This window comes from Paraburkholderia sp. TE9906 (assembly GCF_056279605.1).
The window spans coordinates 128,939-151,633 of sequence record NZ_JBWCCT010000006.1 but is presented as its reverse complement, the minus strand read 5'-3'; the positions used below and the strand labels follow the sequence as shown (position 1 = coordinate 151,633).

The 22,695-nt window shown below is 59.7% G+C and carries 18 protein-coding genes; 6 read left to right on the top strand and 12 right to left on the bottom strand.

Annotated features, from left to right (window positions below):
- Positions 1-9 precede the first annotated feature (9 nt).
- Positions 10-786, bottom strand: a complete 777-nt coding sequence (locus tag ACZ9H4_RS17580) for an SDR family NAD(P)-dependent oxidoreductase (protein ID WP_476120373.1) — start codon at positions 784-786, stop codon at positions 10-12.
- A 202-nt stretch (positions 787-988) separates the two neighbouring features.
- Here ACZ9H4_RS17580 and ACZ9H4_RS17575 point away from each other — a divergent pair, with 202 nt between their 5' ends.
- A complete protein-coding gene (locus tag ACZ9H4_RS17575) occupies positions 989-1,579 on the top strand; it encodes a TetR/AcrR family transcriptional regulator (protein WP_408145474.1) in 591 nt (196 codons plus the stop codon).
- Between the two features lie 68 nt (positions 1,580-1,647).
- Positions 1,648-2,544, top strand: a complete 897-nt coding sequence (locus tag ACZ9H4_RS17570; protein ID WP_408145472.1) for a DMT family transporter — start codon at positions 1,648-1,650, stop codon at positions 2,542-2,544.
- 16 nt (positions 2,545-2,560) lie between these two features.
- On the opposite strand, the gene ACZ9H4_RS17565 is transcribed toward ACZ9H4_RS17570, so the two are convergent.
- The 4 genes from ACZ9H4_RS17565 to ACZ9H4_RS17550 all read right to left on the bottom strand — a co-directional run bounded on the left by ACZ9H4_RS17565 (position 2,561) and on the right by ACZ9H4_RS17550 (position 6,359).
- Positions 2,561-2,770 (bottom strand): hypothetical protein, encoded by a 210-nt coding sequence (locus ACZ9H4_RS17565; protein ID WP_476119994.1) that lies wholly within the window; start codon positions 2,768-2,770, stop codon positions 2,561-2,563.
- A gap of 135 nt (positions 2,771-2,905) precedes the next feature.
- The gene (locus tag ACZ9H4_RS17560; RefSeq protein ID WP_476119992.1) at positions 2,906-3,229 is read right to left on the bottom strand and encodes a hypothetical protein; all 324 of its coding nucleotides are present in this window, start codon (positions 3,227-3,229) and stop codon (positions 2,906-2,908) included.
- A gap of 188 nt (positions 3,230-3,417) precedes the next feature.
- Positions 3,418-4,800: an undecaprenyl-phosphate glucose phosphotransferase gene (locus ACZ9H4_RS17555; RefSeq protein ID WP_476119990.1), complete on the bottom strand. Its 1,383-nt coding sequence runs from the start codon at positions 4,798-4,800 to the stop codon at positions 3,418-3,420.
- Between the two features lie 41 nt (positions 4,801-4,841).
- On the bottom strand, positions 4,842-6,359 hold the full coding sequence (locus tag ACZ9H4_RS17550; RefSeq protein WP_408145466.1) for a mannose-1-phosphate guanylyltransferase/mannose-6-phosphate isomerase: 1,518 nt from the start codon (positions 6,357-6,359) through the stop codon (positions 4,842-4,844).
- 611 nt (positions 6,360-6,970) lie between these two features.
- Here ACZ9H4_RS17550 and ACZ9H4_RS17545 point away from each other — a divergent pair.
- The gene (locus tag ACZ9H4_RS17545; RefSeq protein ID WP_408155475.1) at positions 6,971-8,218 is read left to right on the top strand and encodes an O-antigen ligase family protein; all 1,248 of its coding nucleotides are present in this window, start codon (positions 6,971-6,973) and stop codon (positions 8,216-8,218) included.
- A 90-nt stretch (positions 8,219-8,308) separates the two neighbouring features.
- Positions 8,309-8,944: a phosphatase PAP2 family protein gene (locus ACZ9H4_RS17540; protein ID WP_408326852.1), complete on the top strand. Its 636-nt coding sequence runs from the start codon at positions 8,309-8,311 to the stop codon at positions 8,942-8,944.
- Here ACZ9H4_RS17540 and ACZ9H4_RS17535 read toward each other — a convergent pair.
- The 6 genes from ACZ9H4_RS17535 to ACZ9H4_RS17510 all read right to left on the bottom strand — a co-directional run bounded on the left by ACZ9H4_RS17535 (position 8,920) and on the right by ACZ9H4_RS17510 (position 17,612).
- Positions 8,920-10,110 (bottom strand): glycosyltransferase family 4 protein, encoded by a 1,191-nt coding sequence (locus tag ACZ9H4_RS17535; RefSeq protein ID WP_476119988.1) that lies wholly within the window; start codon positions 10,108-10,110, stop codon positions 8,920-8,922. The two genes, ACZ9H4_RS17540 and ACZ9H4_RS17535, sit on opposite strands and share 25 nt — an antisense overlap.
- A 51-nt stretch (positions 10,111-10,161) precedes the next feature.
- Positions 10,162-11,478, bottom strand: a complete 1,317-nt coding sequence (locus ACZ9H4_RS17530; protein WP_476119986.1) for a lipopolysaccharide biosynthesis protein — start codon at positions 11,476-11,478, stop codon at positions 10,162-10,164.
- A 29-nt stretch (positions 11,479-11,507) separates the two neighbouring features.
- Positions 11,508-12,518, bottom strand: a complete 1,011-nt coding sequence (locus ACZ9H4_RS17525) for a glycosyltransferase family 2 protein (protein ID WP_408145458.1) — start codon at positions 12,516-12,518, stop codon at positions 11,508-11,510.
- Positions 12,519-12,638: 120 nt separating this feature from the next.
- The gene (locus ACZ9H4_RS17520) at positions 12,639-14,084 is read right to left on the bottom strand and encodes a hypothetical protein (protein WP_476119983.1); all 1,446 of its coding nucleotides are present in this window, start codon (positions 14,082-14,084) and stop codon (positions 12,639-12,641) included.
- A gap of 21 nt (positions 14,085-14,105) precedes the next feature.
- Positions 14,106-15,221 (bottom strand): glycosyltransferase family 4 protein, encoded by a 1,116-nt coding sequence (locus tag ACZ9H4_RS17515; RefSeq protein ID WP_408145455.1) that lies wholly within the window; start codon positions 15,219-15,221, stop codon positions 14,106-14,108.
- A 66-nt stretch (positions 15,222-15,287) separates the two neighbouring features.
- Positions 15,288-17,612, bottom strand: coding sequence for a polysaccharide biosynthesis tyrosine autokinase (locus tag ACZ9H4_RS17510; RefSeq protein ID WP_476119980.1), 2,325 nt, complete (start codon positions 17,610-17,612; stop codon positions 15,288-15,290).
- Positions 17,613-18,953: 1,341 nt separating this feature from the next.
- Between ACZ9H4_RS17510 and ACZ9H4_RS17505 the strand changes: the two genes are divergently transcribed.
- Both ACZ9H4_RS17505 and ACZ9H4_RS17500 read left to right on the top strand, forming a co-directional pair.
- Positions 18,954-19,916 (top strand): helix-turn-helix domain-containing protein, encoded by a 963-nt coding sequence (locus ACZ9H4_RS17505; RefSeq protein WP_476119979.1) that lies wholly within the window; start codon positions 18,954-18,956, stop codon positions 19,914-19,916.
- A gap of 45 nt (positions 19,917-19,961) precedes the next feature.
- Positions 19,962-20,969: an ATP-grasp fold amidoligase family protein gene (locus tag ACZ9H4_RS17500; RefSeq protein ID WP_476119977.1), complete on the top strand. Its 1,008-nt coding sequence runs from the start codon at positions 19,962-19,964 to the stop codon at positions 20,967-20,969.
- A 123-nt stretch (positions 20,970-21,092) separates the two neighbouring features.
- Here ACZ9H4_RS17500 and ACZ9H4_RS17495 read toward each other — a convergent pair whose 3' ends face one another.
- Positions 21,093-22,655 (bottom strand): hypothetical protein, encoded by a 1,563-nt coding sequence (locus ACZ9H4_RS17495; RefSeq protein WP_408145447.1) that lies wholly within the window; start codon positions 22,653-22,655, stop codon positions 21,093-21,095.
- Between the last annotated feature and the right edge of the window lie 40 nt (positions 22,656-22,695).

The window sequence follows — 22,695 nt, the reverse complement described above, 5'->3', positions numbered from 1 at the left end:
TTGCGTCGCTCAGGCCGCGCGATACATCTGCGCACCCCACGGCGCGCCGATCGTGCCGCCGTCCACGACGATCTCGGCGCCGGTCATTCCCGACGCATCCTTCGACGCAAGAAACAGCACCGCCGCCGCCACTTCTTCCGGCGCCGCAAGACGGCCCATCGGAATGCGCGGTGAGAGCGCCTGTTCGGTTCCGTCGAGCGTCGCGCCCTCGCGTGCGCCGCGCGTCCAGATCGGCGTGCGCGTGCCGCCCGGAATCACCGTGTTCACACGGATGCCGCGCTGTACGAGTTCGGATGCGAAAACCTTCGCCATGCCCGTGATGCCCGCCTTGGTGGCCGAATAAGCGGCCGAGCCCGGCGAACCGAGTTCGCGCATCACCGAACCGTTCAATACGATCGAGCCACCTTCGCTCATCAACGGAAGCGCCGCCTGCACCGTCAAAAACACCGCCGTCAGGTTCGTGCGAAGAATCGCGTCGAACGCCGCGGCCGATGTACCGCCGAGCGGCGTGGGTCCGGAAATGCCGGCGTTGGCGAACACGATGTCCAATGAACCAAACGCGCTTTCGATCTGTTTGAACAGCACGCCGATTGCGGCCTCGTCATCCAGATTGGCCTGCACGCCCAGCGCGTTTTCGCCCAACTCCGACACCGCCTGATCGAGTTTGGCCCGGTCGCGGCCCGTGATCATCACGCGCGCGCCTTCGCCAATCAGCAGCTTCGCCGTGACGAAACCGATGCCGCTATTCCCACCCGTGACTAACGCTGTCTTTCCTGTGAAACGCATCATCCTTCTCCCTGAGCGCGCCGCCGGAATGCTCCACAAAGCACGGCCGGGCGACGCCTTGAACGGTTAAGCGGCTCCGCGCCGCTGCTGACAAACGAACTATCCGAGGATATTCCTCACCGTCATTCTGCATGTTGATCATCATGCACATTTTCAGTATTATGCTCGTCATGCAGATTGTCAAGTGTCGGAGAACGGAAAAATGGGCTACTCACAGGCGCAGAAGGCAGAAAGCAGGCAGCGCGTTCTGGAAACGGCGGCGAGGCAAATTCGTGAAGACGGCATCGCCGCGCTCGGCGTCGCCGACTGCATGCGCAGCGCCGGACTTACGCATGGCGCGTTCTACGGCCATTTCGATTCACGCGACGCGCTGATTGTCGAGGCCCTCGAATACGCGGTCGCGCAAAGCAGGAAACGTATCGAGGCGCTGCACACCGGAACGGGCGCGCCCAACGCGAAAGAGCCGTTGCAGGCGATTGCGGAGGCGTTCCTCAGCGAGCGTCATATCAGGAACCCCGGCAGCGGCTGCGCGTTGTGCGCGCTCGCCGGCGAGGCGCGCCACGCGAGCCCCGAAGTTCGCGAGCGGCTGACAGCCTACGTGCACGCGCTAACGGCGCAAATCGCCGAGACTCTGGCGGGTCGAAGCAAGAGCGCGGCGCTTGGCATCGTCGCGACCATCGTCGGGGCGGTGACCCTGGCGCGGGCGGTGGACGACAAGCAACTCGCGAAATCGATTCTCGCTGCATCGCTCGACCTGATCGTGGCTCAGGGCGGTCACGCCGGCGCCGGGTAAAACCGTCGCGCACCGTCTCGCACGCGTTACCATGACGGTCTTTTCAGGCAACCATCCAATCTATTCCAATGAAGCCCACACGATGGGCCGGTGTATTTTTCCTTCTGGTGACGGCAACCGGCTGGGCTCTCAACTGGCCCGCGATGAAAATACTGCTACGACAGTGGCCTCCGTTGTTCTCCCGTGGCGTCGCCGGAGTGGCGGCGGCGCTGCTGCTCGCGGCGATCGCGCTCGGTTCCGGCGAACGCCTGCGCGTGCCCCGGCATTTGCTGCCACGCATACTGCTCGCGGCCAGCACCAACGTATTCGCATGGATGGGGTTCTCGACACTGTCGATGAAATGGCTGAGCGTGAGCGAAGGCGCGTTGCTCGTCTATACGATGCCGATCTGGGCGATGCTGCTCGCGTGGCCAGTGCTGTCGCGGCGGCCGTCCGCGGAAGGTTTCGTGTCGCTCGCTTTGGGACTCGCCGGTGTCGTCGTGCTGCTCGGCGCTCAAGGTTTCGCTTTCGACTCCGGCAAGCTCGCCGGCATTCTGTTCGCTCTGCTCGCGGCGGTGCTGTTTGCGCTGGGCACCGTCATTACGCGCACACCGATCCCCGTGGCGCCGATTACGCTGGTGGCGTGGCAGGTCGGACTCGGATGTGTGCCGATGGTCATTGCGGGATTGCTGATCGAGCATCCGGACTTCACGGCGCTCAACACCGCGGGCTGGGCCGTGCTGATCTACATGACCGTGGTACCGATGGGCGTGTGCTATCTGGCGTGGTTCGCGACGTTGCGCCATTTGCCGCCTGAAGTGGCGTCCATCGGCATGCTGCTCGTGCCGATCATGGGCATCGTGGCAGCCGCGCTCGCACTGGGTGAGCCGCTAGGCTGGCGCGAGACTGCCGCGATGGCATTGACGCTGAGCGGCGTGGCACTCGCGCTTCGGCGTAAGCGGCCGGTGAAGCAGGCCGCAGATTGAAACAGGCTGGGGCTGCTCAGACGCCGTCGCTATTCCTGCTCAAACGCCGCGCAAGCTCGCGACCGCGTCCTGTCAGTTTGAGTGTCGAGATATCGCCGTCGTCCCGCCAGGCGATCTCGACCAGCTCATAGCGGCTCAGCGCAAGTACTTCCGCATCGAGTTCTTGCAGACGCCTTTCGGCATCGCTCAGGCGCAGCAGGGTCGCGACTTCGTGATGGGTCAGCATCGGCTACCTCGTCGGTGAATAGAGGACATGCCGACATCGTAGACACGCAGCCCGACATTCAGACTACGGTTGTGTTGCGCAAAATTACCGCGTTACACATGGCGAGGACGTGCGCCGCCGTCACACAGGCTCACGCTACTTGCCGCGCGCCACGGACACGAGTTCTTTGACACGCCGTGCAATGCTCCCCAGCACACCATCGGGTTCACTCGTGGACGGCTGTCTGTGCGGCATGTTCTGCAAATCGTGCCAGTCATCCTGGAGCGAGCGCGCATGACTCGCCGGTGTGAACGGCCATTCGATCACCACCGCCCGCAGGATCGCCGCACGGGGACCTTTCTCGGCCCTGTCGATATACGCATTGATCGCTAACGCCTCCTGCCTCGCCGATTCGTGGGAATCGGTGGCAATGAAGTCGTTCAGTCCTTCGATATGGACGCACCATAACTGTTCGCTCACGTCCTGTCTCCGTATGGGTTCCTGATTGCCGACCCGCTCGTTGCGGATAACGCCCTGTTCGTCTCCGGCATTCCCGCCAAAACACCACCGATATGCCGCCATTTTTATACCCGAGCCATCCGGGGCGCTGCTTTTCAGAACCCACGACCCAACTTCCTGTACCGTATTACTGGGGCCTCGATCTAAGATCAGTAAGCATTAGGATGATGAAGCCCCTTGAATACAGTCGCGAAAATGATTTTTACGTCCAGTGCGAATGACCAGTTGCGCAGGTAATACAAATCGTGCGCGACGCGGCCCTCCATCTTTTCGATGCGATCGGTTTCACCGCGAAAGCCGTTGATCTGCGCCCAGCCGGTAATGCCGGGTTTGATCCGGTACCGATGGATATAGCCGGACACGATGTGCTGATAGAGATCGTCGTGTTCGAGCGCGTGAGGACGCGGCCCCACCACCGACATATCGCCGCGCAGCACATTGAAGAATTGCGGCAGTTCATCGAGACTCGTGCGGCGAAGGAATCCGCCTACCCTGGTAATGCGTGGATCACCGCGTGTCGCCTGCTCCAGCAGGCCCGGCTTCTGCTCGTGCAGGCGCATGGTGCGAAACTTGTAAATGCTGAAGACCCGCCCGTCCGCGCCTTTGCGGCGCTGTCTGAAGAAGACCGGGCCGGGCGAACTCAGCTTCACGGCAATCGCACAGGCGAGCAGAATCGGAGATACAGCGATCAGCGCCGCTAGCGCAAAGAGACGGTCGAACAGTTCCTTCTGCACCATTGCCTTGGGCGGTAGCGGCGACGCGGCCAGATTGATCGTCGGTAGGCCCAGCAGGTCGGTCATGCTGCCTTCGAAGAGCGCCAGTGTGCGCACATCGGGCATGAACCGGATATTGATCAGGTCATTGCGAAATTCGTCGACGAGCCGGAGAATCGAACGCTCCTCGGTCAGCGGCAACGCCAGCCAGACTTCGCCGATGTTCTGCTCGCGAACGTATCGGGCAAACGCGGCATGCTCTTCAAAGACCTTCACCGGCGACGCGTTCGCGACGCCGCTGCCCGGACGCAGGTTGTACAACGCGTTGGCGCGAAAACCGGCGGCAGGCGACATCTCCATCTTACGAATGATCTCGTCGCAATGCTCTCCGCACGCGGCAACCGCAACCTGCTGCAAATTCAGTCCGGCATTGCGCATCCGGCCGAGCAGCGCATGCGTCACCATGCGCCCGGCCATCATCGCCGCACCCGAAATGCCGGTCCAATACACGAACCAGAGACGCGACACGAGGTCGATCTGGTGCAGCGAGAACATCAGCACCATCGCGCACGCCTGAACGAGCAGCCAGCCGAGCGCGACGTGCCCCGCGAGCGCACGCTTGGAGCGGCCGCGCCATGACTCGTACACGCCCAGCGCCGGAAATACCGCGAGTGCAAAGGCCGCCGCAAAGGCCACGAACGCCAGATAGAAACTCTGCTGCGAGCCCGTTTCGAAACGGATCTGCGAGGCCACGATCGCGCCCGAGAGAATCATCGCCACGTCGAACAATCTTGCCAGTAGACCAGTAATCAATCGCATTGCAGCCCCCTAAGAGCACGCGTCCGTTCGACTCACCTGATTCAGCTGCAGCGCCCATACTTGTCGTCGAATCTGACGATGTCGTCTTCGCCAAGATAGGTTCCGGACTGAACTTCGATGATCTGCAGCGGCACGCGGCCGGGATTTTCCAAACGATGACGAATGCCCAGCGGGATATACGTCGACTCGTTTTCGCCGAGAAGAAACTGCTCTTCCCCGCGCGTGACGAGCGCAGTCCCGCTCACGACAACCCAATGCTCCGCACGGTGGTGATGCATCTGCAACGACAGGCGCGCGCCCGGCATCACGACGATGCGTTTGACCTGAAAACGATCGCCGTGGTCGATCGAATCGTAAAAACCCCACGGGCGGCGAACTTTTCTATGCGCGTCGGCTTCCGGTGATTTATCCCGCTTGATGCGCGACACCAGACCCTTGATGTCCTGCACGTGCGAGCGGTCCGCCACCAGCACGGCGTCGTCGGTCTCGATCACGATCAGATTGTTCGTGCCGACACAGGCCAGCAACCGGCCGCCTTGCGAACGCGCGTAGGTTGCGGTCGCGCCTTCGAACAGCACGCGTCCATTCGATGCGTTGCCGCAGTCGTCCTTTTCCATCGCCTGCCAGACCGCATCCCACGACCCGAGATCCGACCAGCCCGCGACGAGCGGCACGACCACGCCCGCGAAAGGCGAATCAGGCTTACCCAGTTGCTCCATCACCGCGTAATCGATCGAATCGGCGGGCGAGCGCAGGAATTCGGTGGCGTCGGGAATGACGCACTCGGCGGTTTTTCTCGCCCCCTGATGCGCCTGAACGCACGCGGCGTGTATTTCCGGCTGAAAACGTTCGATCATCGCGAGCCATACCGATGAGCGGACCACCACCATCCCGCTGTTCCACCAGTAATTGCCCGACTCCACATACTGAGCGGCGAGTTCTGCTGCCGGCTTCTCGACGAAACGCTCGATGCGACGCGCGCCATCGCGCAACTCGCTGCCGAGGCGGATATAGCCGAAACCGGTGTCCGCGCGATCCGGGGGAATGCCTAATGTGGCGATCGAACCCGCCTGGGCGTAGCGCGCTGCGATGTCGATGGCCCGATGAAGCGCGTCGAGGTCGGCTATCGAATGATCGGCGGGCATCACGACCAGAATAGCGTCCTGTCCATCGGCGCAAGCGGCCAATGCGGCGAGCGTAAGCGCGGGCGCGGTATCGCGGCGCGCGGGCTCCACCACGATGCGCGCGTTCACCCCGACCTCGCGCGCCTGTTCGTAAGTGGCGAAGTAGTGCTCGGCACCGCAGACGACGACCGGGTCGGCCGACACATCCCACATGCTGCTGAAGCCCGCCATGCGCCCCATCGTGGCTTGCAATAATGTCTGGTTACCGATCAGGTCGATCAACTGCTTCGGAAACTGCTCACGCGACATCGGCCACAGACGCGTCCCCGATCCCCCGGCGAGAATGACCTGCACGAGCGGCGGATAGTCCACCAGAGCCTTTTCGATCGAATCGGTGTCCGTCGTCCCGTCCGTCACTGCCGTAACCTTGCCCATATAAAGCTCCCTTAGCTCGATGCCGGCTCGAGAACGACCCGCTCGATGTCCGCGCATAACGCATAACGACGCGAAGCGCGTCGAGGACTTCTCATGTGATTAATGACAGGACGTCCGTAACGGATGGACAGAGCCAACCAGTTCGTTGCGCCGGACGATGTGCGTATCGGCCTATCGGTCTGATTCGGCCTCAAACGCAAAGCATCGGCGCGATCGGGTCGCGGCAGATCGCGTAAGGGCACCAGCGTTACGCCGACAGACTGGTCCCTTTAGCGCCGCACTCGATGTGATCAATCATAGTCAGCCTACGCTGCACCACAGCATTCGTGGCGCGAACAGTGGAGGTTTTGGCTCTGCTCGTGGGCACGGATTTCTTAAGCACCCCGGTGAAGCCGAAGCGACGAACAGCGGCATACGCGGAGGTTGGAAATCAATTACGACACGTGGTACCGTGCAGTGAACGCGTTCGCGTTTTATTCCTCAAAGTTACGGACACCGATGTTGTCCATTGCCATTACGACGCTGGCTTTCTGTTTCTGACTCCATGGCGGCTTTCTTCACATGGACGAGTCTTTGGGCACTGTGCGCCATTTCGTTTTCATGGAGTCGCAATGGCTTACATATCGTTACTTGCGCTATTCCTGACTGTCACCAATCTGGTACCCGTAAGCGCGGTAGGTTTTGTCCCACTCCTCTTCTGTTCGTGGCGTTTTTTCGGAAGAAGTTACCCCGCATTTATTACGCCGCTGACGATGTTGACGCTGCTGATCGTGGTTTCGACGCTGCTTTACGACCCCCGGTCGTTTCTTCAATTCGACTTTTATCGCCGCGACGGCAATTTTTTCATCTCCTATGCGCCGATCTTTGCCGGTTGCCTGTACATGCACCGCTGGGATCTGAACAAAGTGCTTCGCGCGTTCTTCATGTTTGCAGTAGTGATCAACCTGCCGATTTACGCTTACTACATTCTTGAGAATGGCTTACTCAGCATCTTCACGAATCCCGATGCCAGCTTTGGCAGCTACTTCATTGCACGCAACGCGGCCGGAGGCTTCTTTGCGATGCTGTTCTGCCTGGGCCTCGGGTGCTATCTGCAACGACGCAGCAAGCTGGTCCTGGCGCTGCTGGCCGCCAACGTGTTGATGCTTTTCTCCACGTATAGCCGGGGCTCGCTGCTGGGCGCTCTGGCGGTGCTGCCCTATCTCTACTTCGGCCGCAAGCGCTGGATGCTGGCCTCGCTGATAGCCTGTCTTCTCGTGGCTTCGATCGCAATGGCGATCTACAATACCGACCCGACCGTCAACTATATGGGTTACACCTTCTCGATTCAGAATCAGGATGCGAAGGTCGCCAATCTGAACATCCGCTACGAATGGCTGTGGCCGCGCGCGCTCGCGTACTTCGAACAAAGCCCGATTATCGGCCTCGGGTTCGGTTCATTCGACGACCATATCGGCAGCGTCATCTCGTACTTCCACGTGGTGGGTATTGCGTCGGACGTCACGACCGAACATAGCGACTCGCATGCACACAACTCCTACCTCAACTTTCTCGCGGAACTCGGCATAGTCGGACTCGTTCTGTTGCTGAATTTCCTCTGGAAGCTGATTGAATGGAGCCAGCACGGCGCGGCGGCCGCCGCGCTGATCGGGCGCGGACAAAACTTCGCCGCCTTCCGGTTCGTCGAAATCTCGTCGGTTTGCCTGCTCGTGATGGCCGCCACCGAACATCGGATGGTCTCGCCGTCGAACGTTCTGATCCTGTCGCTTGTCGTCTCGTTGTTGCTCGCATGGCGGCCGCCCAGCGCCGTCGCGTTCGAACGGCCGCCGCGCATGCCGGACGGGCGCACGCCCTCGTGAGCGATAATACGGACGCACCCAACTAATCTGCCCGCGGGAGGCGCTCTTTTCAGCCACGCGGCAGCCAGAAAGCGACAACGAGAGAATCCTATGTGGACTGTGTTCACCAACCTGGGCGACGCCGCCATCACGTTGCCCGTGGCGGCTATTTGCGCCGGCTGGATTGCGCTATTCAATGTGCGTCTGGCACTCCGCCTGATCGGCGTACTCGCCGTTGGCGCCGCGCTCGTGGGCGCAACCAAGGTCGTCTATGCCAGCTGGGGAATAGCCATTCCGGCCGATGATTTCCGCGTCATTAGCGGGCACACCATGCTGTCGACGTCCATCTGGATGGTCGCCATTACGCTCTTGCTGAAGTGGTGGCGGCAACCGACGCTGCCCGGTATCGTTGCGGGCATGGTCATCGGCGCGCTGACTGGTCTTTCCCGCCTCGTCGACCATTCGCATTCGCTGCCTGAAGTCATTTCCGGCTGGCTTCTTGGCGCACTGGTGGCGTTAATTTTCTTACGGGCGGCCGTCAACGTCGAGCCCGAAAGATTCGGGGCCATCTGGCCCACGCTAAGCCTTCTGCTAGTCTCCACGCTCGCCTATGGCCACAAGGCGCCGCTTCAACATCTGATCGAAACACGTTCGCCGCAAATTCGAACCCATGTGCCCTCCATCATGGCCGCGCTGGGACGAATCCGCTATCGCATCCAGTCTTACGATGCCACGTCGGCCAGATGACGTTCGTCAACGGACTGCGGGTTCCTGACCGGATACGGAAGAAACTGCTCGACACAGGCGTAGGGAAGCCGGGCGTCGATGAAACTCGTCAGTGCCGCCTTGAAGTTCTCCGTTGAAAAGCGCTCGGCATTTCGACGGCATTGCCGGGGGTCGAACAGTCCGGCATTGTTTTCAAACCGGCTGACCGCTTCCAGCAGCGACTCCATTGTCTGCTCGCCAAAGAACACGCCCGTAGGCCGATCGAGCGGCAAACCGACGACCGATTCGAGCGCGCCGCCCCTGCCGAATGCGATGACCGGCGTTCCGCACGCCTGCGCCTCCACCACGGAGATGCCGAAGTCTTCTTCGGCCGCGAACACGAACGCGCGGGCGCGCCGCAAATGATCGACGAGAACTTCCGATGGTTGATGACCAAGAATCGTCACGTTCTCTCCGGCGCAAGATTTGATCTTTTTCATCTCAGGACCATCGCCGATCACCACGAGCCGCCGCTCCGGCGTTTGCGAAAACGCTTGCACGATCAGATCGATGCGCTTGTACGGCACCATCCGTGAAGCCGTCACATAGAAATCGTCCTTCTGCGTACACACCGTCATGCTGCCGAGATCGACCGGTGGATAGATGACGGTCGCTTCGCGTTGATAGGCCTTCTTGATCCGCCGCGCAATGAACTGCGAATTCGCGACCAGATGATCGACGCCGTTGGCCGAACGCGCATCCCATCCCCGGATGTAATGTAGCAGCACGCGGGCCATCGCGGACTTGATGCCGGTACTCAGGTGAGACTCCCTGAGATACTGATGTTGCAAGTCCCACGCATAGCGAATGGGCGAATGAACGTAACTGACGTGAACCTGGTTCGGCCCGGTCAGTACACCCTTCGCCACCGCATGCGAGCTGGAAATGACGAGGTCATACCCGGACAGATCGACCTGTTCGATCGCAATCGGCATGAGCGGGAGGTAGGCACGGTAGCGTCGCCGGGCAAAAGGCATTCTCTGAATAAACGACGTATGGACGGTCTTTCCCTTCACGCAGTCGCGGTCCTCCAGAAAATCGACAATCGAGAAGATGTCCGCGTTCGGGAAGCACTCGATGATATTTTTCAACACCTTCTCCGCGCCGCCCGAGACCACCAACCAATCGTGAACAATAGCGACTTTCACTTCGACCTCCTGTGAGAGAGCAACCGGGACCTACGTATGCGAGGTCCCGCTTCATTCATCCTTCGCGGCGCCTGCCTGAGGCCGAAAGCCGCACGCCATTCGAACCATGCCGAGCGCCCGTTCGGCGCCTGGCAACAGATTGATCAACTCCAGGCGGATCATGATGCTCATCAGCATCACCGCCAGCGCTGCTTCGCCGATAACCCGGGCAGACGCCATACCCACCGCACCGTATCGAGAAGCAAGAAAAAGGGCCGCCGCGAGATTGATCAACCCCGACGCCACACCCGTCACGGCAAGCAGCCTGTCTTTCCTTCGTGGCACGAATACATAGAACGCGATGAATTGGTTAACAGCGGCGAAGGGGAACATCCATGCGAAGATCTGCAATACGTGCGCACTCGGTCCAAACGCAGGCCCCAGGATCAGCGGCAGCACAAATGGCGAAAGCGTGAGTGCGCCACAAAACATCAGTAGTCCATAGCCGATCAACAAGGTGGCGCCCCACCGGGTCGTGACCTGCGCGCCGTCTTTGTCGCCGAGCGCGAGTTGCCGCGATATCGTGGGAATGAACACCTGCGACGCCGGCCCCATCAGACTGAGCCCGATCGTCGCGAAGCGTTCGGCCGCGCCGAAGTAGCCCACCTGAGCGGGCGTGGACAGCAGCGTCAACAGATAAGTCGACGACGCCGTGAGCACGACCGAGCCCGACGAGTAGCAGAACAGCATGGTCGAGCCTCGCACAAGAGGCACGACGCCCGCGAACCTGAGACGCGGCAAGCCCAGTTGCCAGGTCGTCAGGCCGTACGAAATGATCGAAGACGCCACGCCTGCGATCAGCAGGCTCGCCAGCACCCACACGGCGTCACCGGGCCCATTGACGAGATTCAGAACCAGCACGAGGCTCAGCGCGAAACCGAACACCTCGATCATGATCGGGGTTCGAAAATGCTGACGCCCTTGAAACAGCCAGCCGAGATTCATCGCCGACACGACACCCAGCAGCGTGGCGAGCAGACCAATCACTGGCCGCTCTGACAGGACGGGCGAGCTCATCGTGGCGACGACGCCGATAACACCACCCAGCAAACCCATCAGAACGCGTGCGCTCACATGCAGCGAGTAGATGGAGTTGCACTCCGCCGCCGATTGCGCCTTCGACACCTCGCGCATGCCGACGAACGTGAATCCATAGCTGGCGAGCATCCATATCACGTTCATCAGCGACATCGACGCCAATACCCGGCCGTACTCGGTGACGCCAAGAATCCTGCCGTAGAACGGCACGACGATGATGAGATAGACGTATCTCATCAAATACCCGCCGTAGACAAACGCAATAACGTTGGCGCCCGCTCGTCTATCCATATCGCCCCCTTTCTCGCGCGTTCCGGACTTCAGCGCCCAACCGCGCGACGGCGGGCAAGCGGGTTGGAGATATAACGCACGACGAAATCGGACAGCGGCGAGTAAGGCACGAGACACAAACTCGACAGCACGAGCGTGCCGAGTTTCTTCTTCACCCCCCAGAACGGGTTCGCGATGATCGTATGCAAATAGGTGCGGGAGTCTCGCGTCATCCAGCGCCAGCGTGTTGGAAAGGTCGCATGATAGACGCTCGAACAGAACGTGGCCCTTTCGTGAGAAAAGTCGTAAAAGACCGGCGGAAGTTCTATCTGCAAGCGGTTGCGCGCGATATTCCTCAGTATCGCCCAGCGCAAGTTGAAGGTTCTCGGCGCTTTGTTGAGTTGCTCCGAATTGGCGAACGAGATCGTTTCGCCGTGGGCGTTATGCACACGATAGCCGCCGAGCGACTTCGGCACGGTGGCAATAGGTCCCGTCAATGCCGCGCCGTAGATCGCGTAGAAGTCTGCGCCGTAGCGGTTAATACCCTCCTCCGGTATGGGAAAGAAGCGCCTCAGGGCGCTCACACGATAGGCATTGCCCGACGCCGGCGGAGAGGGGTAAAGCCAGCCGCTGCGCAGCAGCTTTCCGCAGTCGTGCGGTGGTTCGCTGTGGGGTACATGGGTGCCCGTTAGCACGCTGGCGCTGTCCATCACGTCGAGGCGGAATTGCACCTTCGCCCAGTTTCCCCCCGAGAAAAGGCGCATCACTTCGGAGACCGCGCTCGGATAAAGAATGTCGTCGGAATCGAGGAAGATCACATAGTCCGTTTCAAGCACGCCGATCGCATGGTTATACGCGGAGACCTGGCCGCCGTTCGTCTTGAAGATGGATGAAATACGCGTGCCGTACTGTTCAATGATCGCTCGCGAGCCGTCGGTCGAACCGTCGTCGATGACGAGCACCTCCGTTGCCGGATAGTCCTGAGCAAGCGCCGAGTCGATCGCCTCGGCCAGATAGCGCTCGTAGTTGTAATTGCAAATCGCGACAGTAACGTGGTTCATGATTTCTCAACGGTATCCAAAAGTTCGATCAACCGGAGTGCGATGACCGTAAAACTGACGACACACGCGGCAAACACAACACTTCAACTGGATCGGGCGTGCCCTTGCCCGATCGCATGGCTATGCGGCACGACGCACAACGACATACGCGAGGTGCTTCGGCGGATTGTTGCCAGCGCCGTTGACTCGACCCGGCACCTTGAATCGAACCTTCAGCATCTGGTCGTCCCACGTCAGCGCAACGTCGTCGCGGGAGCTCGCCTCGCCGGTTAGTGCGTCGATAAACTCGACCCGGGTAATGCGCGGCGACGACTGCGGCCCAAACCCAGGAAGGCCGACCGTCTGCCAACCCGGCTCAGCCCTGACCTGCATCACGATGTCGCTGCCGGAAAGCAACGCGGCTCCAGCGGCGCCTGGACCGAACTGCAACGGCCTCGACAAGCCGGCAAGCGGTCCATTGACGGTCTGACGCAGCACAACCAGGCTTTGACCGGATACGTTGTAAGTCCGCTCGGGCGGGCCCCGATGCGTCAGACGGTATGGCTCATAGCCATCCCAGTGATAGATCATGGACAGGTACTTGTCCTGGTCGTTCCAGTTCCTGTCCAATGCCCACACGGCGAAGTCGAAGAAATAGCGCGGCAGGTAGTGCGGATCTTTCATGTACTCGTTACCTATTTCCGTTTGCCAGATACCGCGTGCAGGACCGTTCTTCACGTACTGCTCATACAGAGGATCCAGATCGGCGACGGGAAGGTAATGCGTGTCGAGGTAATCGACCCAGTCCAGCATGCGTTCATTCAACACCGGGCTCCTGTACTCCAGCCATCGCTTGAAGTTGGAGAGCCCGCCCTGATCCGGCCAGCCGCCGTACACGACATACGCGCGGTAACCGCGGATAATTCGCGCCGCCGGAATATGAATCCGCTCGACGTAATCCTGCATCGCCCGCTCATAAGGCTTCGCACGCTTCTGGTCCCGACTGAATTCCGGGCCGTGCCAGAACGTCGCCTGCGGCAAGCCGCCGGACAACTTGCCGGCCGCCTCGTTCCAGATCTGGAAATAGCGCAGGTTAAACGGCGGTGTCGAATACTTGCGAACCACCGCGTCGACGTAGCGCGTCCAAGCCTTCTCGTCGACAGGCGCCGAGTTGGAGTCCCCCGGCACGCTCGCATTCCACTTCGGCGTGTACCCGAGCAGCAGCAACGAGCCGATTCCGTTGCGATCGTTTCGAATCAGGACCGACGGCAGATCGCTATCGAATGCGGAGCCGGTCTTGTCGATTCGCATCGCGTCTTCCGGCCCGTGCGACTGGCCAGGTCCCACGGAATCGCGTCCCCAACTGATACCCATCGCACGCCACATCTGAATGTCACCGGCCGATCCGGGCCAGCCATTCGAACCGATCAGGTCGGTAATCCTGCGAGCGGTAGCACGTTGTTTCCGCGCATCGGACACCACCGCGAGCGCGCTCTGCGTTCGCAGCAGAGGTATCGTCGCGCCTGCGAGCGCCGCGAGTAAGCGCAGTGCTCGCCGTCTGCCGGCACCGTTTTCGACGCGATACATTTGCCTGCCCAGAAACATGCGTCAACTCACCGACGCGCGCGGCATCAGGTCCGGCAAGCGGTCGCCGCTGTGTCCGTAGAGAATCTCAAGCACTTTCTGCGCCGAATACTCCCAGCGAAACTCGCGGGCGTGAAGCAAGCCCTTCGTTCGGTGACGCTCCCTGAGTTCCGCGTCGCCCATCATTTGTGAAATCTTTGCGGCGATGTCGTCAGCCGACATCGCGTCGCAATACATCGCAGCATCGCCGCACGCTTCGGGGATCGACGTACGCGACGAGGCAATCACAGGACAGCCGCAGTACATCGCTTCGAGCGGCGGCAGTCCGAATCCTTCATACAACGACGGGAAAATCAGGCAACCCGCGTTCTCATACAAGGACTTCAACTCGCCATCCGACACGAAACCGGCCCACAGTACCTGCTTCGATAAAGCCGGCTGCCCGTCATCGGCGCTATTGAAGATGCGCGGATTTCTGCCGCCCACAATGACGAACTTGATTTCGGTGAGATGTCCGAGTTTGCCGATCGCCTCCAGCGCGCGCTGCAGATTCTTGCGCGGATCGAGACTGCCGACAATCACACAGTAAGTGTCTTTCGCAAGTCCCAGACGGCTCAATACCGCCGGATTCGACGTGATCCGGTCGAGATGATCCGCGCCGGGCGCCACGACCGTCACGCGCGATTCATCGATTTTCAGGTGATGGCAAATGCGCATCTTCGAGAATGCCGAGACCGTCAGGATCATCGGCCGGGTTCGTGGGAGGCATGCAAAGCAAACCCGGTACCAGAGTCTGAATTTTCTCGAGAAGCCTTGCGGGACATCGTAGATCGCCATGTCATGAACCATCACGACCTGTCCGCGCTTGAACAGCGGATTGGTATTGCACAGACTCAGGAGCGTCATACCCCGCGCGGCAATCGGCAGCGTGATCTGCTCCCAGAGCGTGCCGCGCAGCCACGGAAAACGCCGCTGCGGTGCGAGCAGCGCACCCGGTTCGATCGCGTTTTGCGGCATGAAGACTTCCAGTTCGTCGCCAGGCAGAGCGCGCATCTGCATCGCTCTCGTGAGTTCATAGGCGACCCGTTGAACACCGGTGACGGGCTGGGAAGTGAACTTTCCGTTGATTGCAAAGGTCATCGGGTTCTCCGTTTAACGCCGTCACGACACGACGCTGGCTGCCATTTGCTTGAGCCCCGGGGGAGATCAATGCACTGCTTCCGGGTCGCCGGCATCACTGGCGTAATTCGTCGCGTAGCCGTAATTGCGCGTACTTCGCCGCAGCGGGATGCCGTTGAAGACCGCGCCCGCGATGCGTCCCTCGGCGCGCTCCATCTTCTTGACCGTGTCGGCAATCTCCTCCTCGCTCTGCATTCCCGAACGCAAGACGAGCAAGGACGCACCCGCTTCACTCGCAATGATGGAAGCGTCCGTGACCGCGAGAAACGGTGGCGTATCGATGATCACCAGATCGAACTGGCCCGCGAGCCGCTCCAGGACATCCTTGAAGCGCGGTTTCATCAGCAATGCGGCGGGATTCTCCGGGCGCAAGCCGCAGGACAGGAATGTCAGGCCCTCGACACTCGTCTGCCGCAACGCGCTGCGCAAAGGCATTCGTTCCGCGAGCACCTCCGAGAGCCCGCCGCGATTGCTGCCATTGAACAACGACGCGAGATGTCCGCGCCGCATATCAGCGTCGATCAGCACGACGCGTGAGCCGATTTCCGCGTGCAGGATCGCGAGGTTCGCGGCAACAAAGCTCTTTCCCGCGGAAGGCGTCGGCCCGATGACCATCAGGACGTTATTGCGCGCGTGGGCAAGATCGCGCGTCACCGCAGTACGCACGTTGCGAAGCGCCTCGACCGACGTATCGTGCGGAAAACGTGACGCCAGAGCCCGGCTGATGTCGCCGTCCAACAAGGCCGCCGCTCCATGAAACTGGATATCGGGCGCGGCTTTCTGGAATGGCAGGTTGCTTCGCCCTCCCAGACCCGGTAGTGATTTTCGGCCGAAGCCGGCGGACATGCGATCGAGCAATAACTGCTGCTGACTGAACAGGATCTCCCCGAATACGGGCACGCTCATGCGGCGCTCGACGTACTTGGGGTCGGTCACGCCGGTCATCACGTGGCGGCGCATGAAGACCAGCGTGACGCCGGACACGAGCCCAAGTATCAAGGCCCCTGAAAGCACCACGGCGGGCTGGGGTTTGACCGGACGATGGGGCCTGATTGCCCGGTCGACGATATGCGCGCCGCCCGTCGTACTGGCGCGCCGAACCTGCAATTGTTCGGCTTTCTGAACCATCCCTAGATAGATCGTTTCCGCCACCTTCTGCGCGCGGAGCAGATCGACGCTCTCACGCTCGGACGACGGCATGCCGTTGAAATGACCGTTGAATTTCTCTTTCGCATCCTTCAATTGCGCCAGTTGCGTGTCGATGCTCTGTATCCAGCGGCTGCCAACGGTATAACGGTCGAGGAGTTGAGTACGCTGCAGTTGCAGGGTTGCAATCTGCCTGTCGAGGTCGAGGCCGCCCTGGAGATACGCTTGCGCCTCGGCGGTCGGTTGCATCGACTGTGCAGACGAACGGAAGTGCTTGAGATTGTCCTCGGCCTTCTTGAGGTCCACGAGCAGGCGCGGAAGTTCTCCGTTAATGAAGGCGAGCGTGGTCGTGTCATTGAGTTGCCGGCTGGCAACGGCAGAGGCAAGGTATTGCTGGCCCAAAGCATTGGCGACTTCAGTGGCCTTATCGGCGTTTTTATCCGCATACTCTATCTGAAGAAGGCCCGAGTCTTTCACCTTGTCGCTAACCTTGATCAGATCGTCAAACCGCTTGATCGCGTCGAGTTCGTTCCAGCGAATCACCTCGAACTTCGTGCCCGGCCGCGCATCCAGCGTCTTCACGAGCATCGACACGCCATTGTCCATGGCCTGCGTGCCCACAATGCCTTTGACGAGCAACTGATCGGACGGTCCACGCAACTCGTACGCGCCGTCTTCGAGGGCGATCAACGTGAGCTTTTCTTCCTCGAGTTCTCGCGGTACATCCAGCGCGCCAATCTGAACACGCTCTCCGCCCCACGCAAAGGACTTCAATCCAAACCACGGCGCCGCCGGCCGGCCCGGAGTCGCAAACTTCTCGGCGATGTCGCCCAGAAGCGGGATCTTGTGCGGCTTCACCGAGACGTCGAAGCGGAACCGGTCGATCACTGGATCGAGCACCGAGCGGCTACGCATGACGGCCATTTCAGTCACCGGGGCCGGCGCAGGCGCAGGAAGCATCTCCTGATTCTGCAAGGCCAGACCGAGCGCATTCGGCTCCGGTGGGTCCACGCGCAGGAGGACATCGGCCGAGTAGATCGGTGTCGCGATGAGCAGATATGCCACGGCAAGCGTCAAAACGACCACCGTCGTGACCACGATTTCCCAAATGTGATCGCGCATCAACGTGAGCATCCCACTCACGCTGAGTTGGCCACGTTCGGTGCTGGCACCCGGAGAGAGCGAATTCTGAGGGTAGTAATCCACCGGTTTGATCCTTCCATGTTCGATGGGCAGAGTAATGATTCGATACTGCTCTGCTGCACCACCAGTTCGCGATCTGAATCCGCCGCCGGACGACGTGGGTATTGCATTGCCCGGCAGCACCTCGACGTGACGTACCTCGTTAGATTGGGTCGGAGAGCCGCCTTCCGGCGCGCACGAGCGACGGATGACGGTACTGCGTGATGCATATCATCGGCGTCCTTACTACATAACCTGCAACGCCGCTTCTCCCACCACGATCTCAACGAATTAAAATCCTCAAGATATTCGTGCTACGAAAAGCTATTCTGTAATGAACCCTGAAAAACTGATGTATTGAGACTGTTATGGTCATTGCCCGCCTCTACTTCATAAAACAGGAATAGGGGCTCGCGGCATCGACGATGCCAACCTCCAACTGCACAGGTAGTTCGAGAGGATGCCTTGCGATCCAATGGCTCACGTCTGGCGTGATGGCCTCTTCGCCAATCAGACGCTCGCCCGGCAAGGTCGATCTTCATGTATGAGAACGCCGGATGATCCAACCATATGCCACGATCGCCGCGAGCGCCAGATGCGGCACGATCAACGCAAGCACCGCGCCCTTCCGGGCACGGTGGTACATGATCGCGCGCTACTCCTCTCGCGCAATGCATTCGACCCGACACAAATCCAGCGGTCCAGAGAGGACGGTAATTGGACATATCCTCGCCAAAGCACGGCGATGGCACGTTAAAGCAGGTACTCATATTGCGGAGTCGGAAATCGGCTCATTAGGCCAACAATTTCTCTCTCGATGTTGCGGTGAAGCATAGCCTGCGTAAAAAGCAGCAATTCGCCGTCGGCATAAATTCGGGTGTTAATGGCCGATTATGCAGAGGGGATTACAAATGCAGCGGCACTCCAGAAAGCCTTGTTGCTATCTGCAATTAATGTAACAGAGTTATACGGGCCAGTGCAGATGCGGTGAGGGAACCCTCTCCGCAATTCATGTACGCAAATTGCCCATTCGAGTGCACATACCAGTCGGCAGCCCTTGCCCCATCGCGTGAGAGCACGCTCAGACGAAGGCGCTATTCACAAGATCCTTGCGTATTAGTTACGGAAAATGTTTCCCGCGGAAATAGATATTAGAACGCTTTTTCTTCGATTGCGAGGTAAGAATTTCCCCCGTCATGACTATTACGCCAAAACACCCGCGAATGCCAGCCAAGTTCGTCCTGAAAATTTCGATGCGTTAATCTCGATACCTGGGTGATTAGCCTGTGCGGATAACTCAGCCTGATGACTTCCACCGATTGTCTTACGTCGGACGTGAATAAGCGTCGGAATGGACTGAATGCGATGAAACACATTGGCCTTCTGGTTTTTCAGCACTGTTCGATGGCAACCACCGGAGCTATCGGCGACGTATTTCGTCTTGCCAACGAGTTCGAGAAAGCCACGGGCAGGGAACCGCCATATCGACTCTCCGTGTTGTCGGATGCGGGGGGCCTGGTGACCAGTTCATCCAGCATCTCGATCTGGACGCAAAGCCTGCAGCGTTACAGCCTCGCCGATTTCCACGCGTTCTTTGTAGCGTGTCGGGACGCGGCAGAGACCGCGGAATCCAATGACCGCTTTCTCTCGTGGATCTCGCTCCAAGGGTCCATTGCATCGTTTCGTGTGCAGCAAGGCGCGAATCTGGCAGTTGTCTGCAGGAACCCGTTGCAATCGACTGTGCCCATATTCCTCTTTGATGACAGCGGTGGCACCGCTCAGGGCGGCAGCAGTGTGACACCCACCGACCTGGCACTTTCCCAGATCGAGCGCGACCTGAGCTCCGACACCGCGCGAAAGATCGGCCGCATTCTGCAAACAGGATACACGGGGCAGAACAAGTCGGAGTTGGACGATGCAAGCGTCACCACGACCACCGAGAAAGTCCGCGAGTCGGCACGCTGGATCAAGGAGAACTATAGTAAAGCGATCTCGGTCGCTCAGGCAGCTGAGACCGCGGCCATGAGCAAGCGCAATTTTCAACGCCGCTTCAAATGCGAATTCGGCATGACGCCACTCGAGTACCTGTTGCGTACGCGCTTCGAGATCGTATCGGCCATGCTGAGAAACACCGATTTGCCTGTCGACAAGATTGCACGGCGCTGTGGCATGGGTGACGGCAATCGTTTGGGGCGGCTGTTCAAGGAACGGTACGGGATGTCACCCACGCAATTTCGCGCCCGGCAACATTTCGAATCCGAAGAGCGCTATCAGGCGCCGGAGGAAAGCTGGAACGCCGCCGCTGAGATAGTGCGAGAAGCCCCTTAAGACTTTCAATACCGCTTGGCGGTGCCGCCAGTTACGGATGAAACCATGACGACGATAAAATCCGCTCAGTTCGATGGGGAAGCCGCAACCCCGGTTGCAAGGCATAAGGGAGTCGTGCTGTCTGAAGAAATTGTCTCCGCCGACGTGCCGCCAGGATGGGTCGATCCGTATCGATTGCCCGAACACCCCGTCTCTACGGTCAGAAGACTCAAGGAAGCGGCGAAGTCTTTTCTGCCGGCCTCTCTTTTCCTGAGTCTGTTGCATCACAAATGTATTGGCCGCTATCCCAATCTGCGCCGCCCTGTCACTTTCAATGAGAAGATCCTGCAACGCAATCTCAGGCCGGATCCTCGCTACATCGGTTTGACCGACAAGCTACTGGTTCGCGAATACATCGCCGGCAAGATAGGCGCGAAGCATCTGATACCGTTGGTCGCGACACCAGACGTGTTCACGCGCGAAGTATTCGATGCCCTTCCCAGTGCTTTCGTGATGAAGGCGAATCATGGCAGCAGCTTCGTCGAGGTGGTGAGAAACAAGTCGGAAACATCGTTCGAAGAGCTGCAGCGTCGTGCCGAACAGTGGCTGGCAATCGACTTTTACAGCATTGCGCGAGAGCGGCACTATCGCACCATCAAACCGCGTATCTTCTTCGAGCATCTGCTTCTCGATGCGCACGGCCAGATACCGGCAGATTTCAAGTTGCACTGTTTTGGTGGTCGGTCGGGACCGCCGATCATCTACATACTGGTGATATCGGACAGATTTGGAAACGCGACGCATGGCGACGTGTACGACGTCGACTGGAATCACCTCGACGTCGCGATCGGCTACTACAAGCGGAGCCCCGCGCCGGCTCCTCGCCCGGCAAACCTCGAAGCGGTGCTGGACACCGCGATCGCCCTCTCTGAAGACTTCGACTACGTCCGCGTGGATCTGTACGCGCCCGACAACGAGGTCTACTTCGGTGAACTGACGTTCACGCCCGGCGCGGGCGTATTGCCCTTCACACCGGACAGGATCGATTACGAGTGGGGAAAACTGCTTGCGTGAGTGCGCGGCAGAAAGAGATCACGAGTGCGGTTACGCGTCCTTTCGAGCGCACCATAGCAACTGGTCTTCCCTTTGCGTCGCAAGGGGAAGACCAGTTTTATCGCCCGGGAAACGCCCTTCGGCTTAGTTGTCCGGATGGCTCGCCGTGAAACTCTTGAATGCGCTGTAAGGCGGATCCAACGCGACATTGTTGTTCATGATGCCGTAGGTGTTGTTGCCGCTGTCGAGCACGTAGTACATCACGGACTGGATGTTGTGAGTCTTTCGTGCCTGATAGAACTCGCCCAGCTGCGCGGTGATGTAATTGGCGCGATAGGCTTGAGTCTGCTCAGGGCCCGTATTCCACTCGGTGATGATGAACGGCACACCGTATCGGGCTTTGCAATAGGTCGGCAGATCGAAGCCGGGACCCGCGCCGTCGGTGCCGATGTTGAAAATATCGCCGTAGACTGCGTAATTGTGCCAGGTGGTGATGTCCCAGCGCACCTTCGGATAGCCGCCACTGCCGTCGGGTTGCATACCGTCCCACAATGCGTCGGCCGCGCCGATATCCGCCACGCAGAAATTGATGCCGCACTTCGCGGAAGCCTGAACCGACTTCACACCGTCGATCATCCCGCGCATCACGCCTCGCATGATCGGCCAGTTCGCATTGTTGAAATCGACCGCCTTCGTGCCGGCGTTCGTGAAGTCCAGCACAGTGGCGTTCTGGCGGGTCAACTCATTGCCGCATTCGTAAATCGTCACGCCATACGGTTGCAGTGCGGCGGCTACCGTCTTGCCGACCGTGAAGCCGCGGCTATACGCAGCCGATTCACTGCTAAAGAGCGTGCTGCCAGATTGATACACGCCTTGATTGACCAGCACTAGCAACTTGAGGCCGGCCGACTGGAAAGCCTGCGCCAGATTGATCACCGCATTCAACTGGTTCGGGTCATCCGTGCAGCCGACCCGATAGCTCGTGCAACCCAACCCCTTCAGAATCGAAACGAGTTGTGCGGGCGTATACGTGTAGTCATAGTGACCGTTGATACCGTAGAACATACCCGCGCTCGCAGCAACGGCGTTGCGCGGATCGCTGCAAGGCAGCCATTGGGTCGCCACACCCGCGTTGACGTAGAACTGCCCGCCAGTGCCGCAATGCCAGACCTTTCCGCCGTACCAGAGGACGAGCGACACGTTATACGTATTGCCGACGGCGGCGCCGTTCCTGAGAATGACGCCGTTGACGAGCGTCCAGATTGCGCCGGTCTTGTCGACAATGTACGGCGACGCAGGAAGCGTCGTGCCGTCGGCAGACGTGCCGCCCAGGCGCGGATCGTTACAGGCCGCCCAGTTGGAACCGTTCCACGCATAGAACTGGCCACCCGTGCCTTCATGGTAAATGCTGCCGGCGTACCACAGCACTAACGTCACGTTGTAGGTGTTGCCCGCTTTTGCCCCGTTCTTATAGACCGAACCCTGCGCGAGAGTCCACGCGTTGCCCGCGCTATCCGTGATGGAGGCCGCCGGCGGGATGGCCGTGCCGCTCGCGGAGGCGGCGCTCGCATGCGCGGTGGCCTGCGTGTCGGCGGATTTGGAAGTACTGCCGCTATTACTGTCTTCCGAGCCTCCACCACATGCGCTCAAAAGATAACTTCCACCGAGTGCTGTCAGGCAACCAATAAATCGACGTCGTTTTACCATGGCAAATTATTTCCGCTGTCGAGAAAATTCTCGATAAAAA

Excerpts from the sequence above, each read along its gene's own strand:
- ACZ9H4_RS17550 (WP_408145466.1), bottom strand. The coding sequence starts at position 6,359 with ATGGGCAAGGTTACGGCAGTGACGGACGGGACGACGGACACCGATTCG.
- ACZ9H4_RS17580 (WP_476120373.1), bottom strand. The coding sequence starts at position 786 with ATGCGTTTCACAGGAAAGACAGCGTTAGTCACGGGTGGGAATAGCGGC.
- ACZ9H4_RS17530 (WP_476119986.1), bottom strand. The coding sequence starts at position 11,478 with ATGGATAGACGAGCGGGCGCCAACGTTATTGCGTTTGTCTACGGCGGG.
- ACZ9H4_RS17545 (WP_408155475.1), top strand. The coding sequence starts at position 6,971 with ATGGCTTACATATCGTTACTTGCGCTATTCCTGACTGTCACCAATCTG.
- ACZ9H4_RS17495 (WP_408145447.1), bottom strand. The coding sequence starts at position 22,655 with ATGGTAAAACGACGTCGATTTATTGGTTGCCTGACAGCACTCGGTGGA.
- ACZ9H4_RS17540 (WP_408326852.1), top strand. The coding sequence starts at position 8,309 with ATGTGGACTGTGTTCACCAACCTGGGCGACGCCGCCATCACGTTGCCC.
- ACZ9H4_RS17565 (WP_476119994.1), bottom strand. The coding sequence starts at position 2,770 with ATGCTGACCCATCACGAAGTCGCGACCCTGCTGCGCCTGAGCGATGCC.
- ACZ9H4_RS17515 (WP_408145455.1), bottom strand. The coding sequence starts at position 15,221 with ATGACCTTTGCAATCAACGGAAAGTTCACTTCCCAGCCCGTCACCGGT.
- ACZ9H4_RS17570 (WP_408145472.1), top strand. The coding sequence starts at position 1,648 with ATGAAGCCCACACGATGGGCCGGTGTATTTTTCCTTCTGGTGACGGCA.
- ACZ9H4_RS17505 (WP_476119979.1), top strand. The coding sequence starts at position 18,954 with ATGAAACACATTGGCCTTCTGGTTTTTCAGCACTGTTCGATGGCAACC.
- ACZ9H4_RS17520 (WP_476119983.1), bottom strand. The coding sequence starts at position 14,084 with ATGTATCGCGTCGAAAACGGTGCCGGCAGACGGCGAGCACTGCGCTTA.
- ACZ9H4_RS17575 (WP_408145474.1), top strand. The coding sequence starts at position 989 with ATGGGCTACTCACAGGCGCAGAAGGCAGAAAGCAGGCAGCGCGTTCTG.
- ACZ9H4_RS17555 (WP_476119990.1), bottom strand. The coding sequence starts at position 4,800 with ATGCGATTGATTACTGGTCTACTGGCAAGATTGTTCGACGTGGCGATG.
- ACZ9H4_RS17525 (WP_408145458.1), bottom strand. The coding sequence starts at position 12,518 with ATGAACCACGTTACTGTCGCGATTTGCAATTACAACTACGAGCGCTAT.
- ACZ9H4_RS17500 (WP_476119977.1), top strand. The coding sequence starts at position 19,962 with ATGACGACGATAAAATCCGCTCAGTTCGATGGGGAAGCCGCAACCCCG.